Origin of the sequence: Pusillimonas sp. SM2304 (assembly GCF_031628915.1) — a bacterium.
GTDB lineage: Bacteria > Pseudomonadota > Gammaproteobacteria > Burkholderiales > Burkholderiaceae_B > Pusillimonas_C.
This window is the reverse complement of sequence record NZ_JAVLUJ010000003.1, coordinates 709,486-727,185: the sequence shown is the minus strand read 5'-3', so window position 1 is coordinate 727,185 and position 17,700 is coordinate 709,486. Positions and strand designations below refer to the sequence as shown.

General features: G+C 56.8%; 16 protein-coding genes. 11 read left to right on the top strand and 5 right to left on the bottom strand.

Features of this window, described 5'->3' with window-relative positions; translation table 11 throughout:
* Positions 1–2: 2 nt before the first annotated feature.
* From RE432_RS18290 to RE432_RS18250, 9 genes are all read left to right on the top strand, one after another.
* A complete protein-coding gene (locus RE432_RS18290) occupies positions 3–1,406 on the top strand; it encodes a hypothetical protein (RefSeq protein ID WP_310934952.1) in 1,404 nt (467 codons plus the stop codon).
* 50 nt (positions 1,407–1,456) lie between these two features.
* Positions 1,457–4,009: a lytic transglycosylase domain-containing protein gene (locus RE432_RS18285; protein WP_310934951.1), complete on the top strand. Its 2,553-nt coding sequence runs from the start codon at positions 1,457–1,459 to the stop codon at positions 4,007–4,009.
* A gap of 103 nt (positions 4,010–4,112) precedes the next feature.
* Positions 4,113–5,018, top strand: coding sequence for a hypothetical protein (locus RE432_RS18280; protein ID WP_310934950.1), 906 nt, complete (start codon positions 4,113–4,115; stop codon positions 5,016–5,018).
* An 8-nt stretch (positions 5,019–5,026) separates the two neighbouring features.
* Positions 5,027–5,332, top strand: a complete 306-nt coding sequence (locus RE432_RS18275; RefSeq protein ID WP_310934949.1) for a hypothetical protein — start codon at positions 5,027–5,029, stop codon at positions 5,330–5,332.
* Entirely contained in the window at positions 5,329–5,730 is a 402-nt protein-coding gene (locus RE432_RS18270) for a DUF4376 domain-containing protein (protein WP_310934948.1), read from the top strand. The genes RE432_RS18275 and RE432_RS18270 overlap by 4 nt, the downstream gene beginning before the upstream one ends.
* Before the next feature lie 17 nt (positions 5,731–5,747).
* Entirely contained in the window at positions 5,748–6,167 is a 420-nt protein-coding gene (locus RE432_RS18265; RefSeq protein ID WP_310934947.1) for a hypothetical protein, read from the top strand.
* Positions 6,168–6,175: 8 nt separating this feature from the next.
* Complete coding sequence (locus tag RE432_RS18260; RefSeq protein ID WP_310934946.1) at positions 6,176–6,421, top strand: hypothetical protein; 246 nt, start codon at positions 6,176–6,178, stop codon at positions 6,419–6,421.
* Positions 6,422–6,528: 107 nt separating this feature from the next.
* The gene (locus RE432_RS18255) at positions 6,529–7,020 is read left to right on the top strand and encodes a glycosyl hydrolase 108 family protein (RefSeq protein ID WP_310934945.1); all 492 of its coding nucleotides are present in this window, start codon (positions 6,529–6,531) and stop codon (positions 7,018–7,020) included.
* Entirely contained in the window at positions 7,001–7,252 is a 252-nt protein-coding gene (locus RE432_RS18250) for a hypothetical protein (RefSeq protein WP_310934944.1), read from the top strand. Before RE432_RS18255 ends, RE432_RS18250 begins: the two co-directional genes overlap by 20 nt.
* Before the next feature lie 340 nt (positions 7,253–7,592).
* Here RE432_RS18250 and RE432_RS18245 read toward each other — a convergent pair whose 3' ends face one another.
* The 5 genes from RE432_RS18245 to RE432_RS18225 all read right to left on the bottom strand — a co-directional run bounded on the left by RE432_RS18245 (position 7,593) and on the right by RE432_RS18225 (position 13,410).
* Entirely contained in the window at positions 7,593–8,858 is a 1,266-nt protein-coding gene (locus RE432_RS18245) for a tyrosine-type recombinase/integrase (RefSeq protein WP_118994193.1), read from the bottom strand.
* A 23-nt stretch (positions 8,859–8,881) separates the two neighbouring features.
* Positions 8,882–9,106 carry a helix-turn-helix domain-containing protein gene (locus tag RE432_RS18240; protein WP_118994194.1) on the bottom strand — a complete coding sequence of 75 codons (225 nt, stop codon included), beginning with the start codon at positions 9,104–9,106 and terminating at the stop codon, positions 8,882–8,884.
* A 123-nt stretch (positions 9,107–9,229) separates the two neighbouring features.
* Positions 9,230–9,433: an excisionase gene (locus RE432_RS18235; RefSeq protein WP_118994195.1), complete on the bottom strand. Its 204-nt coding sequence runs from the start codon at positions 9,431–9,433 to the stop codon at positions 9,230–9,232.
* A gap of 298 nt (positions 9,434–9,731) precedes the next feature.
* Positions 9,732–13,046 carry a PIN domain-containing protein gene (locus RE432_RS18230; RefSeq protein WP_118994196.1) on the bottom strand — a complete coding sequence of 1,105 codons (3,315 nt, stop codon included), beginning with the start codon at positions 13,044–13,046 and terminating at the stop codon, positions 9,732–9,734.
* A gap of 22 nt (positions 13,047–13,068) precedes the next feature.
* Positions 13,069–13,410: a hypothetical protein gene (locus tag RE432_RS18225; protein ID WP_118994197.1), complete on the bottom strand. Its 342-nt coding sequence runs from the start codon at positions 13,408–13,410 to the stop codon at positions 13,069–13,071.
* 707 nt (positions 13,411–14,117) lie between these two features.
* Between RE432_RS18225 and RE432_RS18220 the strand changes: the two genes are divergently transcribed.
* Both RE432_RS18220 and RE432_RS18215 read left to right on the top strand, forming a co-directional pair.
* Positions 14,118–14,942: a DUF932 domain-containing protein gene (locus RE432_RS18220; RefSeq protein ID WP_118994198.1), complete on the top strand. Its 825-nt coding sequence runs from the start codon at positions 14,118–14,120 to the stop codon at positions 14,940–14,942.
* Positions 14,943–15,023: 81 nt separating this feature from the next.
* A complete protein-coding gene (locus RE432_RS18215) occupies positions 15,024–17,057 on the top strand; it encodes a ParB/RepB/Spo0J family partition protein (RefSeq protein ID WP_118994199.1) in 2,034 nt (677 codons plus the stop codon).
* The last annotated feature ends 643 nt before the right edge of the window (positions 17,058–17,700 follow it).

Genomic DNA, 17,700 nt, shown 5'->3' with positions numbered 1-17,700 from the left:
CCATGGCACAGAATCAGTTCCCTAGCCCCTTCCTCGCCCCGGATTTGCTGCAAAAACAATACAAGATGCAGCAGAATCAGCGTATGGCGCAGATGCTCATGGAGCAAGGCCAGGAGATGCCTCAGGGCCAAATGGTATCCGGCCATTATGTGGCGCCGTCGATCACACAATATCTCGCGCAGGCTTTGAAATCGCACCGGGGTCAAAGACTGCAAAACTCAATCCCTGAGCAGATGGCGGATATGCAGCGCGATCAGCAGGCGCAGTTACAGAGCATGTTCGGCCTTGGTAGCCAGCCTAGTCCGCAAGCACTTGGTCAAGCGTTGTCTGGCGACCCTGGCTCCGCCCAGACTTTCCCCGTTGACGCAGAAGGGAATCAACCACAAAACGCACAGCCTCAAATTCCGCTCCTGCCTGGACGCAGCGCCCAAGAATCGTACCTTACAGCGGCGTCCGTGGGCATGCCCGAATACATGAAGCTCGTGGCCCAACAGGGCACGCCCACGGACATTCAGAAGAATCTGATTGCCCAGGGCATCCAACCCGGCAGCCCGCAGTGGAATCAGGCGCTTGGTGGCGTTACCGAAAAAGCGGGGTACATTGCGCCAATTTCAGCCGCCCCAGGGTCCACCATTATCGACCCGCGTACAGGCCGCCCCACGTTCAACGCGCCGCAAGATGGTCGCCAGGTCGTGTTCGATCAGCAGGGCTCGCCCTCCGTTCAACAGGTGCCCGGCTGGAACGAAGCCGAAGCCGCACAAGCCCAGGCTCAGGCCGCCGGCGCAGCCGCCGGGAAAGTCACGGGCGAGTACGCAGGCAAGCAGTTGACAGGCGAGAAGCGTCGTGAGGCTGTGCGGGCCGCATCCGGAATCGATGCAAGCGCAGCGCAGCTTGGACGCCTGAAAGAAACGGTCGATCTGATCAAAAACCATCCAGGCTTCGAAGGCATCAGCGGATTAAGCCTGGAACGACTGTCGTCTGTTGTGCCCGGCACGGCTGCCGCCGACGCCGCGGCGCAATTCAAGACACTGAAATCTCAGATCGCCCAAAACGTCCTGCAAATGTACCGTCAAATGTCGGATACGGGCGGCGCTGTCGGCCAGGTTTCAAACGCAGAGCAAGAGCTTTTCCAGAACAATATCGCCGCGCTGGATACGGCGCAATCGCCCGAACAACTGCGCAAGTCGCTTGACCGGATCGGCACATTTGTAGATGAGTCGATGGGGCGTTTGCGGTCTGCATATGATCGCGAATACGGCACGGGGGTCTTCGATTCCATCATGGGCGCTCCAGAACAAGCTGATGCTGGCGGCATTCCTCGCATTACTGACCAAGCGCAACTGCAATCGCTACCCTCTGGATCGCTCTTTATCGCGCCGGACGGCACCACGCGGAGGGTTCCATAATGGCTAACTGGTGGGATTCATTGCCTCAGGCCACGCCCCTGGATATAGCATTGACGCAAGAGCGTGTCGATCCGCAACTGGCTCAGCTTGCGCAGTCCGTCTACCAGCAAGAATCCAGCGGTGGCCGCAACACGACGACCTCCAATGCGGGCGCGGTGGGTGGCATGCAGATCATTCCTGCGACGTTCCAGAGCGTGGCTGATGAGGGATGGGATATCAACGATCCCGTTCAAAATGCCCGTGCAGGCGTGCGCTATCTCAATCAGATGTACGAGCGTGGCGGCAGCGATCCGCGCATGGCCGCGATTGGGTATTACGGTGGCCCCGGGGCTATTGATGCGGCGCGGCGTGGTCAGGCTCGCTCGGACCCGCGCAATCCCAATGCGCCTGACACGTTTCAGTATGCGGATCAGGTGACAGGGCGTCTTCCGCAAGAGCAAGGAAACTGGTGGGAGGCTATGCCACTGGCAGAGGGTGTCACTGAGTATTCCGATGGTCAAGGAGACTCGGTGCGTGTGCCAGATCAGCCAATGGGGCAAGAACCATCGGGCGCCGAGCGAGTTGGCGCTGCAATTATGGAGATTCCACGTCAGATCGGTCTGACGGCTCGCTATGGCCTTGAAGGTCTAGGCCAAGCCGCTGGTGTACTGACCGAGCCAATCCGGCAAGGGCTGAATGCCGGCCTCCGCGTCGCTGGTCTGCCGGAAGCTGCACCTACCGCGCAAATCGCTTCATCCGCAGCCGATGCCTTGCAACTGCCGCAGCCACAAGGCTCAAACGAGCGCGTGGTCGGCGATGTGGCGCGACTGATGGCAGGTGCGGGTGGCATTGCTGGCGGCTCTGGCGCTTTGGCGCGAGGCGCAACGGGTCTTACGCAAACCGCGCTAACTGCGCTTGGCTCCAATCCCGCGCAGCAAGTAGCCTCTGCGGCTGGCGCGGGCGGCGCAGGCGGCGCTGTTCGTGAAGCGGGGGGATCGCCCTTGGCCCAAGCTGGCGCGGGTCTTCTAGGTGGTCTGGCCGCTCCCATGGCGTTATCCGGTGCGCAGTCCGTGGCGCGCGGTGTGCAAAACCGATTGCCCGGCCCCCTATCGTCGGTGTCGCCGCAGCAGGTCGAGCAGCGCATTGAAATGACCTTGCGCCAATCCGGCGTCGATTGGTCGAGGGTTCCTGAGCGTATTCGTCAGCAGTTGCGCCAAGAGGCTGCGCAGGCAATGCGATCAGGTGATGATCTTGATCCGGCTGCCATGGCCCGATTGCTGGATTTCCGGCGCGTCGAAGGCGCTACGCCTACCCGAGGCATGTTGACGCAAGATCCGGTACAAATCACCCGCGAACAGAATCTAGCCAAGATGGGCGCGAATGCCTCAGATGCCGGATTGCAAGGATTGGCCCGCGTCCAAAACGAGAATAACTCAGCCTTGGTGCGGGCGCTGAATCAGGCCGGGGCCGGGTCAAGCGATGATGCTTACGTCGCCGGTCAGCGCGCCATTGATGCCTTGCAATCACGCATCGGGTCGCGACAGGCGCGGATTAACGACCTGTATAGCATGGCCCGCGATAGCGCTGGGCGCAGTTTTCCGCTGGATGGCCGCTCTTTCGCTGATCGGGCTATCCAACAGCTTGACGATAACTTGCTGGGCGGTGCGCTGCCTGCTGATGTGCGCAACCACATCAACCGGATCAGCGCCGGCGAAGTGCCGTTTACGGTTGACTATGCCGAGCAGCTTAAAACCTTGATTGGCCGACTGCAGCGCAACACCAGCGATGGATCGGCGCGCTATGCCCTGGGCCTTGTGCGCCAAGCGCTGGACGATGCGCCGGTGATGCCTCTAGGCCAACAAGCAGCCGCCCAAGGCGCACGCGCAGTCAACCCAGGTATGTTGCCAGCGACCGATGGCACGGAACTTGGCGAACAGGCTATTCAAGCATTCACCCAGGCCCGAGGAGCAAACCGCAGTCTGATGCGTCAGATCGAACGAACCCCGGCCCTCAAGGCTATTTACGATGGCAATGTCGCGCCCGAGCAATTCGTCAATAAATTCATCATCGGCCCGGGCGCAAAGATCAATGACGTGCAACGCCTTGGGCGCATGCTGGCATCGGAACCGCAAGCGAAAGAGGCCGTCCGCACCAACATCACGCAGTTTCTGAAAGACAAGGCGTTGTCAGGCCAAGCGGATGAGGTCGGTAAATTCAGCGCGGCAGCTTATGGGAAGGCGCTACGTCAGCTTGGTGATAGGAAACTGGGTGCGTTCTTTGATGCGCAAGAGGTCGATCAACTGAAGTCCATCGGACGTGCTGCCAGCTATATGTTGAATCAGCCCGTAGGCAGCGCCGTCAATAACTCAAACACGGCTGCGGCGACATTGGGCCGTGCGCTCGATGCAATGAGCCGCATTGGGACAAAGATTCCGCTGGGGTTGGATAAGTTGATTTCGGGCAGTATCACCGGCTTGCAGCAAGGCGCTGCACAGCGCATCACTCCTGCCTTGTCTGCGCCCACTGTCTCGCAGCCAGGATCGCGCCTAATCCCTGCAAGCGTCTACGGCAGCCTACTTGCCGCTCCGGGCATTCCACGCCGCGAGGATAACCAGAGCCCCTAACCAGCCCAGAAAGATGGGGTCAAAGCCCCAAAGCGTATTTTCCATACACAACATTCTAGCCGCTTCCTAATCGAGGTGGCTTTTTTATTTTCAGGAGTACAAGATGCCCCGAAACGGTAGTGGCGGCTATCTGCCCCCACAAAATAGCTGGAACCCGGCAATTAACGGTGCGCAAGCACTGCCCAATGACTGGATGGCAATACTGAATGATATTGCCGCCACGCTTCAAGCATCGACCGCGGCAGACGGGCAGACACCCATTACAGGCGTGTGGAATTTTGGCAACAACCGGATATCGAACGTCGGCGCGCCGACTGGACAGGGAAATGCGCTGCGGTGGGAGCAACTGATAAAAGGCCCTGATATTGAGTCGGCTGGGACGATATCCATTCCGGTGGAAGGGCAGCTATTTGACGTGACGGGCACGACGACCATTACGACAATCAACGATACATACCCTGGCAGGGTGGCGATGCTTCGGTTTGGCGACGAGCTTCAGCTTAACAATTCGGCTAATCTCCAACTGCCTGACGGGGCAGACATCGAGACATTGGCCGGAGACATCGGGATATTCGTCAACGTCGATACAGGGGTATGGCGGTGCGTTTCATGGCCGGCATCCACGTATCGTAGATCCAATATTATCGGCCCCGTCTCAAAGAATGATGATTTGCCCACCGGGGCGGTTATTGAAAAAGGAGAGCCAACAGCAAACAGCGCCTACGTCAAATTCGCTGACGGATCGCTGTTTATGACTATTAGGGACATATTCCATACAACGTCAGCAGCGAACACTTGGAACACTATAAATATAGCTGCACCCGCTGCTTTTTTAAATAATGGAACATGCATAGCAGTGGCAACTATTCAGAACATCCCGTCCGGGCAGTCAATATCGGTTCGAGCGCTTCCGCTAGGCACTTCGCAGGTCACTTTATCTGTTTTAAGTGCCACCAGCGCAATCCCCGAATTGCGAATTCAACTATTCATGAAAGGCCTCTGGGCTTAGGAGTAATTATGCATATAAAGCTGTCACCTTACCGATCGGTGCGCGACGAAGCTAAGGCGCCGGTCATCGAAGTGATGGGCGAAAAGCTCATCATCGAAGGTACGGAGTACGACTTCTCAGGCGTGCCTGATGGCGCAACGCTCCCATACGATGCCATCGACTGCCAGCACATTGTTGGGGACGTTGAGCGCATTGACGGGGTGCTGCATCTGACAATCACCTATCCGCTTGGTCCTCCGCCTTGGGCTGGCAAGCATCTCTTTGATCAGCCTATCATCGACCCCGCTGATGGGTTGTTGGAGTTGCCGCAATGACTATAGACCTATCCAAACTCATCACGGCTGAAGATAAGTTCATTTCCGCGAAGGACGCGAAGCGTGCGCAGATCAACGCGGCCACGCTAGCGGCAATCGATGCAGGCTTTGAGCATCAGGGCCATGTATACGATTCGGATGCTCGTAGTCAGACGAACATCATCGGCTGTGCAAATGCTGTCGCTGCTGGCGTGCCGTTGCCTGCTGACTTCACATGGCGCACAAAGTCGAACGAGAACGTTCCGATAGATGGGCCGGGCGTCATAGCATTGGGGGCAGGCCTCTTGCAGCACGTAAACGCGCAGTACGCCATCAGTTGGACTTTGAAAGCCGAGATCGAGGCTGCGGCGACGCCCAAAGATCTTGACGCCATACGGTGGCCTGAGCCAGCCGCCTAACACCTGCGGGAACATCCATGCAAATCACAGACCCACAAATAGCACGGCTTTTCGAACGGGTCGACACGATAGCCAAAGGCATCGATGAGCTCAAGCCGCTGATGACGCAACTCGTTGCCCTGCAAACCGATCAGGCGCACATTGCCGACCATATCAAGCAGCTTAATACGATCACAGAGATGCGCGGCGTTGTGCTTCACCAGATCGATAAGCGCGTGCTGGTCATCGAGCGCTGGCATAAGGGGCTGATGTGGTTCACCGGGTTTGCCTTGTCCGTGATCATGGCTCTTGGCGGTTACGCAAAGCAGTTCATCGACACCCAGGACAGTCAGCAGCGTGACACGAGGCAGCGCATCACGGCGCTGGAATTTATCGTAAGCGGGCCAAACTTCGAGCGGGCTATGTCCAATCCACCCGTTGCTACGGGCAAGAAATAGGAGGTTGTATGCGTTTTGTCGACGATTGGAAGGACTGGCCCAAGTGGGTCAGCACCTGGTGCGAAGCGGCTGCGGTCGCTTTTTTTTCGGCCTTGCTCATTGCGCCAGATATAGTCATTCAGGTCTGGAGCGTTATGCCTGCAGATATTCGAGCGGCCATCCCCTCGGACTGGCTCAAGTGGGGTGGAGTTGTATTGATCGTGGCCGGGTCGGTTGCCAAGATAGTCGATCAGCCAAAACTCAAGGGGAAATGATGCTTGAGCTTATCAAAAATATACCGAGAGCCTTGTCCGGTAGCCGAGGCAGCCCAGCGGATACGCGGCCTGTCGCAACGACCGCGCCGCCGGCACCAGGCACTGTCGTGACTTTTGAGGTGGCTTTTGAGCGTCTGATCGGGCACGAGGGTGGCTACGTCAACCATCCAGACGACCCCGGCGGGGAAACCAACTGGGGCATCACAAAACGCACGGCCCGCGAAGCTGGGTACACCGGGAGCATGCGCGAGCTCACGCGAGACATAGCCAAGGACATTTACCGCGACGCGTACTGGCTGCGCGCCCGGTGTGACGAGTTTGACGGCGCTATCGCCTTCCAGATATTTGACGCCGCAGTCAACCACGGTATTGGCAATGCTATCCGGTTCTTGCAACGAGCTGCGGGCGTAGCCGACGACGGCGCTGTGGGGCCGGTGACAATGGCGGCTGCCAAGGCAATGGCTGTAACTGATGTCTTGGCCCGTTTCAACGCGGCCCGGCTGACCTTTTATACCAATCTCTCTACCTGGCCTACGTTCAGCAAGGGGTGGGCCCGTCGCGTCGCAGGGAATCTCAACTATGCCGCTGATGATGCTTAAAGCACTCTGGGCCAAGGTCTGGCCCTACATCGCCCTTTTCACCGCAGCCCTTGCGGCTTTTTTTGGTATTCGGCAGGCGGGGAAAGCGGCAGGGCGTCAAGAAACCCGTCAGGAAATCAACGAAGCCAACGCTAAAGCCAGGGAGAAAGCCCGTGAAGTGGATGATAAATACGATCAGATGGCCGATGATTCTGTGCGTGATAGCGCTCGCCAGTGGGTGCGCAAGCCTTAGCGGCAACTACTGCGAGCTGGCCAGGCCAATCTGGTGGAGTGACCAGGCGGAGCTGGATACCACGCCTACGCCGGTTGTTCGGCAGGTCGTGACACACAATGAGACGTATCAGGCGGTGTGCCGATAGACACAAAAAAGCCCGCTCGATGGCGGGCCGATTGCTGTCTAAAACTAAAAGTAACATCAAGCATTCATGCGGGTTTCTTGGCGTCTAGCTCATCTTATTATTTTAGACGGCGATAGGCGTATTTTCCTTTTAAATCATATGATTGCACGCAATTTGACACATACTGCTGCATCATCGGGGTGTGCGAAGATAAATCGGTTTTATTCATACAAATCAAATAGTTACTGTTTCTTCGCGGTTTTCTTGGGACAAATTTGGGACAATTTGACGCATGTTTTGCATGCTCTCCCAGATACGTTCCAGCTCGCTGGGAGACTCTGAATCTATCCAGCGCGCGTACACTTGCACGAGCATGGAGTAATCATTGTGGCCCATCTGATTGGCGATAAAGGCCAAGTTTCCGCGAGCCGTCAGATTCCAGCATGCGTAGGTGTGCCGCGTCTGATAGGGTGGGCGTGGGCGAATCTCCGCCCGTCGGACCAGGTTGCTCCATTTGGTATTCCAGGCGCTGGGCACAAAGAATTCGTTGACTTCCTTCCTGCGTGCTTGAGTTTTGGGCGACAGGAGAACGCGCACGCGGTCGGTACGCGATTCATGGCGGTTTAGCCAGACTTGCAGATCAGCGGGCTTGCGATGTTTGGCGTCCTCGATAAGCACCCGCAGTGCCTCACGGGCGGGCGGGAACAGCAAGACGGTGCGTTCCTTGTTTGTCTTGGGAACCTTGAACGTCATGGATTGGGTCACTGACCGGCGTACCGTAATCTTGCTCAGGTCGGTGGCCACGTCCTCCAAAGCCAATGCCAGCAGTTCGCCGGGGCGTAGTCCGGTATAGACCGCCAACGTGACTGCCGCCCGGTCAATCGGGTGTATGCAGCCTTTATCAATGAGCAACTGATACTCCTCGAAGCTCAACGGGTCGGGGTCTTTGTGGCTTTTGGTGAAGCGGGTGCAATGCTTGGCCAGATCCTTGCAGTATCCGTTGTCTTCGCACCAGTACAGGAAGCCGGAGAAGGTTGCGAGGTAGTGGTTGACGGTAGAGACCGCGCGGGTGGCGATCAGATCGACTCGCAACTGCTGGATGTCGGCGGGCTTGAGCGCGTCGACTTGGCGGTCGCGGCCGATCGTCTCCAGGCAGACGTTTAGCGCGTTCTCGTAGCGTGACTGTGTTTCCGGTGTGATGTCGACCGCCTTGAGCGGCTTGTAGCGGTCGCACAGGTCGACCAGGCGCTTGCTGGTTTGGGCAGTGCTTTCCGCTGGGCGCGTGTGCGGAAACATTTCTGCTTCGTTGTAGGTGCCGGTGCGCAACGCATACAGAGCCGCACTGCGCAGACGCGCGGCGTGCTTGAGGTTTGCTTTGGTGGGGTCAAGTCCAAGCGTATGCCGATGGCGCACGCCCTGGTGCATGAAGTCCACGCGGATCGATTTGCCGTGTATCCAGATGCCGGGGAAGCCGGTCTTCGCTACTGCTTCGACTGCCATCACGATGCTCCTGCTGCTTATGCTTACTCCGCCTTCGTTTGCTCGTTCAAGGGCCATTGGCCGGTCTTGAGCATGAAAAGCTCGAAAAGACCGGGAGGCATGGAACGGTCGCCCGCCTCCCAACGCTGCCATGCGCGCAGCGATACCCGCACAATTTGCGCGGCTTCCGTTTGAGTAAGGCCAGCTACGATGCGGGCATCACGAATGGTGGCGACCGGCGGGCTTTGCTGCTTCGTCGATTCAGACATAGACAAGAATGGTGGAAACCTGCGCGTTTGCAGCTAATCCCCGAATTATATACGACCATTGGTCGTATTGCAAGAATTGCCATTCCCAACAGGTGACGGATGCTTATGCCTTCTAAACGTCACTCAGAAGGATCTGGCGTGCGCTGTGCTTTCCACCCATCGTTCGAACTCTGCAAGGTTCAAAAAGATACGGCCATCCGGCGCTTTGCGCCAGATGCGACCTTCCAGCCAAATTCCGCCTTTAACCTTGTGGCGCACCGCGTTCTCGCTGTAGCCAGTGACTTCGGCAAACCGCTTGACGAGTACCCATCGGCTTGGATTGCTCACGGCGTTCTCCCTGTGTTGTCGGTGCCACAATGCAACCGAACCAGCATGGGGAAATTGTTGCCGGGGTTTGTTATTGGGGAAACTTGTGTGGGCGTAGTTGAGCGTAGGCGGGTGTGTGGGGTGGCCTCGGGGTATGTCGTCTCACCGATAGGCCTGGAGCCAGGAGCAGTCGCGTTCGCGGGGATGCGCCCGCCCGTGCTTCAAGTCATGGTTATCCGGCATGACACCTTCGGTCCGTCTGGTTGAGTCGGGTCTGCGCGTTACGTTTGCTAAAAACAAACAGTGTGTGCAGATTTTTTCATGGTTCGGATTCAAATGATTGAAAATATTCAGCAATAATTTTTAAAGACATGAAATGCCCTTCAGCAAAGCTTAAAAATTTTCGACAAATATGCTCCCAAAGGGCGTGGTGCGTCCCTGTTCTGAAGAGCATGTACTTCATAACCTTTGCTAGTCGAAGTTCCGTGTAGCCCTTGCCAAATGAGAGATATAGGCTGAGTCCGTGATTAAATACATGATCGGTGAAAATCTGCCAAGGTGTGTAGCGTGGCCATAGAGTTCTGAGATCTCCGCCAAAGGTATAGCGACTGGACAGATGAACAAAAATCAAATGGAGCAACAGCTCGGATTCCCCTTCATCTGAAAAAATTTGGCGACCGTGATTTTTTATCAGTTGGAACAGAATGAAACTAGCCAACGGATTTGGTGTTTGTGCTAGCGAATGGAGATTTTGGGCAGTGAATGCCAGTGGAAGGGCGCCAACAGAGTAAAGTAAAAAGCCGTGTCGCAGACTCTCAAAGTCGAACTCTTCTTTTGACACAGCCCGAAGAACTATAGCGGCTACATTTGCCGTAGGACTCTTGTTGGCGTGGTGTAAAGCAGAAAAAGCCCCATCCATACAAAACCAAGGAATGTTATTGGCCATGGAAAGCTGAATGGCATCGTAGACGGTAGCGTCTATCCCTTCCTTGATTGAAAAAACCTCAAGATTTGCATCATGAGCCATCGGATAGGCTACAGATGAATTGTCCAGCACTAATTGCAGCGTCTCTACTATGTGTGCGCTATTTTCGCGAATATCCGATGCCGTGGTTCGAACAAGTCTTCCACTATCCGTCACACCTAAGAGCATGAACTTTTCATCGGAGATCTCATTGATGAACTGTGTCAGCTTCTCTTTGGTGGCTGCGGGTAAAATAAATGAAATGCCAGCATCTAGTACTGCGCGGACTAGGTTTGTAGTTGCTAAGTAGCCAATGCCGTAAGCGTCAAGCACAATGGCATTAGGGCTAGCCTCACCTTGATTCCATAGGGGTGATTTGGGAATCCGGACGTCAGGCCAGCAATTCAAAGCGCTTTTAAAAGCATCGTTTGGATAGAGCGCATGACCACGAATATATAACGGTAAGGCATCAACCTCTTCCAGTTGCTTGCGACGCTCAGCATCTGAATTTTGGCCGAGTTTTTTCTCTAAATAGGGTACTAACTCAGCAGGGTCAGATGGCATCTGCATCATGACGAAGCAATCGCTGCCATCGTTGTGGATATGTCGCAGTCTTAATGCAAGACGTAAACACCCCACGTAAGGGGGCAGGCGGTCTATCACCCTGTAAGTAGCCATTCCCAAATTGGCGCTTTCGCCTTTCGGCAGATCTTGCAGCAGCCTCCCCAAGTGGCTGGAGGACCTCAATGTGTATTCACCGGAGTTTTGGTCGTCCTCAACGATCAGCCGAGTCTGAATATTTCCTTCCTGCTCATACTCAATGGCAACTGCGCACTGCTCTAATGTAGCCGAGACATCTAAGTCTAAGTCGGTCATGAGGCCTGTGCCAAAGTGGAAATTTACCAAGTCGACGGCTCGGTCTCTGGGGGATTGGATGAACCAATCCACCCACAGCGGCTCTACGCGTTTGAAGTTCCCGGCTCGGGTAAGAAACCCAAGAATGGCCATGACCTCGGGAATCGGAGATTGCAGCACAGCATCAGGTATCCTCTGATGAAAAAGCTGTTGCTCGGCTAAACTCTGATGGCGCGCTCGAAGGTGGCAGCCCTGATACCATGCATATGCCATATCAGGTGCATACTCGACCATGAGATCACTAAATTTCAGTGCAGATGTGATATCCCCCATTCGCTCGGCTTTCATCGCACTGAGGTTTAAGATCATTACAGACTTTTCTGCATCTTTGATTTTGTCGATCACCTTCTCGAATGTTTCGTACTGCTCCGCTTCAAGTAAGCATCTCAGATAGGCTACGACGAACTGAGACGGCCATAACGTGTCATCGGGTATGAGACGGGAGGTGAACTCGATTGCCTTATTAGGTAGTTTGCTGGCGGATAGCTTTTCTGCCAATTCAAATACCACTTCCGGCATCAAGGTCGTTATGTCGTTCCCCCATCGCGAAATGAAACGATCCGCGTGCTGGGCCAATTCCTGTCTCTGCCGTGCACTATGGTTATCTTCATCGTGCTTAAGGGCGTGGACTAACAGTCGAACGTAAGCTTCCTCCATTTCAGAGGCGTCATTTAGTATATGCTCACGACCCACCCATTCTTCGAGCTCGGGTGGTGTTGCCAGTCGAAGGAAGGGCATTATGTCGCTGATTGGGTGACTATTCGCTGCAAGGAACTGGTTGCACCAGGCAGTGCGCTTTTGAGGATTTTCAGTTGCCGCTTTCAGCTCCCTCTGTGATTCGTTCAGCGCGGTCTCGTCACCTAAAGCAGCCTTGCACATCGCAATAGAAGCAGATCGAGTGGGATCAAGATTCGGAAGGTGCTTTTTCAGCGTTTTGAATAAGCTGAGTGGTGCGTAGCCCTGATAAGCGTTGAAAATGGAGCAGGCCAGTTCCTGGACGCGTATATCGGTGCCTTCCGATTGCTCGAATAGCTGAGCAGTGTGGTCAGCCAGATCGTCCAGCCCTTCCTTCACTGCGGGCCGGTTCAACCAAAAGTGACATTTAGCAAGATCAGGGTTGAACTTCATGCCTGTTGCGATGGTAAGAAGCACCTTGGAGTTGTAGGAGGGAAACCACGTATCCAAGTGCTTGGCCATTCGCAGCATCAGATCTGTTAGTTGCAGTCGGGCGGCACCCTCAACGATCCCAGTCAGTTCTGCCTCTGTGGGGTTTCCTTTTCCCGCTGCCTCCAGGTACTCCTTGTCTGCGTACAAACGTAGATACGTCTCTTGGGAGTACGGTCCGGGAGGCGATTTTCCTTCAAAAAGGTCTCTCGCCGCCTGTTCGCGATCAGTACCACTTGACAACTTCAGGAGCGCCGCTAAGCACATGTCCTTAACCACATGATTGCTTGCGGTCGAGATGATCTTCGCAACGGTTTTCCAGGCGTCATCGTGATCTTGAGCTTCAACCAGTCCGCTATAGATTGAAATGACCTCTACCAAGGCGGCAGCTTCAGGGTCTCGCTGGGCCATGGCTTTGAGCATGACCATCTGGGTTTTGGCCGTAGCATTATCCTTTTTTCGAAGGCTTTCGAGCACCAAATCCATTGGAGGAATCAGATCAGCCGGAGCCAGCGATTTGATCTGGACCATGATCTTATCGCCAGCCACGTTATCACCAACACCGGTGTGGCTCTGCTCAATTGTGCTCACGTATGCGGTTCCTGATTATTGATCACTGGGTGATTTTGTTGCCTGCTACATTGTCGCCACTGCCGTTGTGAGTTTGAGTGACGGTATTGATTGTGGATGGCGTAGCTATGGCAGCCTTTGCGTTGATTTCTTGAAGTAGGGTGAGTAATTGCGAGGAATTTTCTAGGCGGCGATTAATGGCTAGCTCACTTAACTCGTCGTTGATATTGAGTTTCGCAAGTTCGGTGGCCAAAGCATCAGCAACCACCTCGTCTTTAATCCAGCTACCTAAACGACTCTTTAGAATATCGCCGCTTAATTGAGCGCCGCGTTTCAATACGTCGTAAATCGTGCTTGCGATGACTCCGGTAGTAATGAAATCCATTCTAGATATTCCTTTGGTGTGAGAAAGGTGGTTTTTACGGCAGCTATCTGGGGAACATGGTGTAGGCTACAGCCGAACGAATGACTGGATGGCAATATGTGCCCGACCAGCATTGCCACTTCTTGTCGTCTCTTGCCACGAAAGGCAGTGGCGCCCCTCAAGAATGTATCAAAAATGAACAGGGCGGTGTTGTCGCTGTTGAAGTTCATCACCTAATCAAACCATAGCGTCTGCGCTTCGCGCACCACGCTGCTCCAGGTTCGCTCCCGCTCATCCCTGACGGGACTGCCTATCGCCAGCCTTCCACATCCCTGACGCCTACGGCCCGGCTTCCCCGCTTCGGGCCTGCGCGCTTCGCTTGCCTGCGGGCGACACCAAAGACCTGGCCGTTGCCTGCTCAACCATCTTTCCTGACTTCATCACCTTGTCCGCGACTGTAGCCCGTGGCCGCGTGCCGTCAAGGCGCGCCAGGCCGTGTCCTCGGCTGCGCCTGCGGGCCGCACCCTCCTGACGCTTCTTTCCTTGACGGCCCCCGTTCGTGGGCTCCTGACCGTCGCGGGCGACGAACTCAGGAAAGACGGTGGCAACGAGGCCAACCGGGTTCTTCGTGCCGACCGCACAACAACAGCTCAAAAGCGTTGGGCTTCCGAATCTTGGAATCCGGTGTGCGGTGAACAGCAAACCCTTTCTTTGTCAGGAGAAATCCCATGCTTGCATCCCGCTTCGCTCCCCATTCCCCCGTGCTTCGCAGCGACCGCCCACTATCGGACGATCAGATCAGGGCGGTGGTGCCGTCCATCTATGCCGATGCTCCACACGAAAGCCGTTCAGAACGCTACAGCTACATCCCCACGGCGGCAGTGCTGACGGAGCTACGGAAAGAAGGTTTTGAACCCTTCATGGTGACGCAGACCCGGGTACGTAACGAAGACCGGCGCGAACACACCAAACACATGATTCGCCTGCGCCATGCCAATCAGGTGAATGACAGCATTGCCAATGAAATCATTCTTTTGAACTCGCACGATGGCACGAGCAGCTATCAGATGCTGGCGGGCGCGTTCAGATTTGTTTGCGCCAATGGGCTGGTGTGCGGCGACACCGTCGCCGATGTTCGCATCCCGCATAAAGGCGACATTACCGGGCAGGTCATCGAAGGTGCTTATGAAGTGCTAGACGGTTTCGAGCGGGTACAGGAATCCCGCGAAGCCATGCAGGCGATCACGCTGGACGCGGGAGAAGCCGAGGTTCTCGCACGCGCAGCACTGGCCCTGAAGTACGACGACCCCGACAAACCTGCACCTATCACCGAAAGCCAGATTCTGATGCCGCGCCGGTATGACGACCGCCGCCCCGATCTGTGGATGACCTTCAACCGCCTGCAAGAAAACCTCACCAAAGGCGGTTTGCGTGGCCGCAGCGCCAACGGTCGCCGCCAAAGCACCCGAGCGGTGCAGGGCATTGATTCCGACATTCGCCTGAACCGTTCCCTGTGGCTGTTGGCCGAGGGTATGCGCCAGTTGAAAGCCTGATTCCCCTACGCGGCAGGGGCAGGCAGCCACCCTTGCCGCGCTTTTCATGGCTGCAATGCAAAACCTCAAGGAGTGTTCACCATGAACGCGATCAACCACACCGAAGCCCAAGCTATCGACACCGCTACGCCCGAAGCCGCCGCCCCGGCGCAAAACCTGATTCTCGTACCGCTGTCGCAGCTTCGCGTTTCAAAGCGCAACGTGCGCAAGTCCAAGACCGCAGGCCAGTCGATTGATGCGCTGGCGGAAAGCATCGCCCGCGTGGGGCTGCTGCAAAACCTCACCGTCATCGCCGCCGTCAATGGCGAGCATTACGAGGTCGTGGCCGGTGGCCGCAGGCTGGCGGCGCTCAAGCTGCTGGCGAAAAAGCGCCGCATCGCCAAGGATTGGGAGGTTCCATGCCTGCTGGTGCCGGACGCCAGCGCCCGCACCGTGAGCCTGACCGAAAACGTGCAGCGTGAGGCCATGCACCCGGCAGACCAGTTTGAAGCGTTTGCGGCACTGGTCAAGGAAGGCCGACCCATTGAAGACATTGCGGCGGATTTCAGCGTCACCCCGCTGGTGGTGCAGCGCCGCTTGAAACTGGCGAACGTCTCGCCGCGCCTGCTGGCCGATTACCGCGCCGATGCCGTGAACCTTGATCAGTTGATGGCCCTTGCCATCACAGACGATCATGCGGCACAAGACGCCGCGTTTTATGACGCGCCCGAATGGCAGCGCAGCCCCCATGCCTTGCGTGATCGGTTGACCGAGCGAGAAATTGACGCAGGCCATGCGCTGGTGCGCTTCGTCGGACTGGACGCCTACGAAGCCGCAGGCGGCGGCATTCGTCGTGATTTGTTCGCGCAGGACGATAGTGGCGTGTATGTCACCGACGCGGCACTGTTGGAAACGCTGGTGCGCCAAAAGCTGGACGACCACGCGGCCACAGTGAAGGCGGAGGGGTGGGCTTGGGTGGATGCCACGCCCTTTGCCACCTATGCCGACCTGCAAGCCTTCCAGCGAGCCCCACGTGAGCGGCGCAATCCCACCAAGCGGGAGGCCGAGCGCATGGAGCGGTTGGAAACCAAGATGCAGGCCACTGGTGCAGCGATTGATGCGGCATTGAGCGATGATGACGAGGAAAAAGCCGATGCCTTGCAGGAGCAGGGCGACAGCTTGGGCGAACAATTGCAGGCGCTGGAAGATCGCTTGCTGGATTACGCCCCGAACGTGAAAGCCGCCGCAGGGGCCATTGTTACCCTTGATCGGCAAGGGGAAATTGTGGTGTATCGCGGTCTGATGCGTGAAGCCGAAGCGAAGGCGCTGCGCACTTTGGAGCGGCTGCGCCAAGGCTTCGGCGGTGAGGATGACGTTAACGGCGAAGGCGAGGATGACGAACAGCCCAAGGCCGCTTCCATGACCGACCGGCTGGCGCAGCGCTTGAGCGCCCACCGCACCGCTGCGCTGCAAATCGAACTGGCCCGGAATCCACAAGCTGCCCTGGCCGCTGTGGTGCATGGCATGGTGCAGACGGTTTTGCAGCGTGATCGCTATCATCGCGACGGCTTGCCACTGGAAATACGCTTGACCGTGCAAGACCGGCTGGAAAGCATGGCCCCGGACTGGCCGGAATCTCCCGCCGCCGTGGCGCTGGCAGAATTGCAAAAGGTCTTGAGCGAAGGCTTGCCGCAGGACAGCGCCGACCTGTTCACCGTCTTGCTGGCAACGCCGCAAGATGCACTGGTGCGGCTGCTGGCAGTATGCGCGGCGGCAACGGTGGACATCATCACCCCCCGCGCTACCGCACAGCAACCGGGTGCGGAGCTCGCGCAGGCCGTGGGGCTGGACATGGCGGCATGGTGGCAGCCGACCGCCGAAGGCTACTTCAAGCACATTTCCAAGGCCGTGATTCTGGATGCCGTGGGCGAGTTCGCGCCTGATCAGGTGTCGCGGCTGGCGAAGCTGAAAAAGGCCGATATTGCCAGCGAAGCCGAACGGCTGGTGGCCGGTATGGGATGGATGCCCGCCATCTTCCGGGTGGCAGCCTCGCAGGACATGGCGGCAGACGAAGATGGTGAAACCGTCGAGGATGCCGATACGCTGAATGATGCGGTGAATGCCGTCGCCGCATAACCCTGACGAGCAACCAGCGCCCCGGTTTCAGCCGGGGCGCTGGCGGTTCATGGGTTTATTTCGCACCGTCCACAATGTCTCCCCGTCATTGTGGACGGTGGGCAAAATCCGGACGCGGCATCGCCGCGCCCGGTGATAACAGCCAAAGCGAAAAGCCAAATCAGCCGTTCGCCGCCCACGGGGCCAGCGGCGACCGGAGCCTATGACACAAGTACGCCTGGGGCGGGCGGTCATCGCTGCGCTGAACAATTAGCAGCCCATCCAGGTGCAAAGCACGGAATGACAAGGGCTGTCATAAAGTCTTCATCTCTTATGCACAGGCTTGCTCACAGAATCTGTGGATAAATCCGTGCGTGTCGGCGCACGCGCCGCCGGGCTGTCGGGCAGCGCCCCATGCCGGCTTTGCCGTCACGGCCATTCGGCTTCCATCCCTCACGCCTTCGCGTCGGGGGGCGCTGCGCACTGCGCGTGCACGTTGCGCGACCCGCAACGATTAAAGTCTGGCTGCGTTGCACGCAGAGGATTCCAACGCAAAACCCAGTGACACGGTGGGGGCTGTTTTACTCCCGGTCATTGTGTCATGTCGTTCTTATTTTCAAGGGCGGCGCGTCGCCGTGGGCGCCGCTTGCGGCCGCTGGCCGTC

What these genes read in the sequence shown, in the direction of transcription:
- RE432_RS18290 (WP_310934952.1), top strand. Translation starts at nt 3, where the DNA reads ATGGCACAGAATCAGTTCCCTAGCCCCTTCCTCGCCCCGGATTTGCTG.
- RE432_RS18280 (WP_310934950.1), top strand. Translation starts at nt 4,113, where the DNA reads ATGCCCCGAAACGGTAGTGGCGGCTATCTGCCCCCACAAAATAGCTGG.
- RE432_RS18275 (WP_310934949.1), top strand. Translation starts at nt 5,027, where the DNA reads ATGCATATAAAGCTGTCACCTTACCGATCGGTGCGCGACGAAGCTAAG.
- RE432_RS18270 (WP_310934948.1), top strand. Translation starts at nt 5,329, where the DNA reads ATGACTATAGACCTATCCAAACTCATCACGGCTGAAGATAAGTTCATT.
- RE432_RS18265 (WP_310934947.1), top strand. Translation starts at nt 5,748, where the DNA reads ATGCAAATCACAGACCCACAAATAGCACGGCTTTTCGAACGGGTCGAC.
- RE432_RS18260 (WP_310934946.1), top strand. Translation starts at nt 6,176, where the DNA reads ATGCGTTTTGTCGACGATTGGAAGGACTGGCCCAAGTGGGTCAGCACC.
- RE432_RS18250 (WP_310934944.1), top strand. Translation starts at nt 7,001, where the DNA reads ATGCCGCTGATGATGCTTAAAGCACTCTGGGCCAAGGTCTGGCCCTAC.
- RE432_RS18245 (WP_118994193.1), bottom strand. Translation starts at nt 8,858, where the DNA reads ATGGCAGTCGAAGCAGTAGCGAAGACCGGCTTCCCCGGCATCTGGATA.
- RE432_RS18240 (WP_118994194.1), bottom strand. Translation starts at nt 9,106, where the DNA reads ATGTCTGAATCGACGAAGCAGCAAAGCCCGCCGGTCGCCACCATTCGT.
- RE432_RS18225 (WP_118994197.1), bottom strand. Translation starts at nt 13,410, where the DNA reads ATGGATTTCATTACTACCGGAGTCATCGCAAGCACGATTTACGACGTA.
- RE432_RS18220 (WP_118994198.1), top strand. Translation starts at nt 14,118, where the DNA reads ATGCTTGCATCCCGCTTCGCTCCCCATTCCCCCGTGCTTCGCAGCGAC.
- RE432_RS18215 (WP_118994199.1), top strand. Translation starts at nt 15,024, where the DNA reads ATGAACGCGATCAACCACACCGAAGCCCAAGCTATCGACACCGCTACG.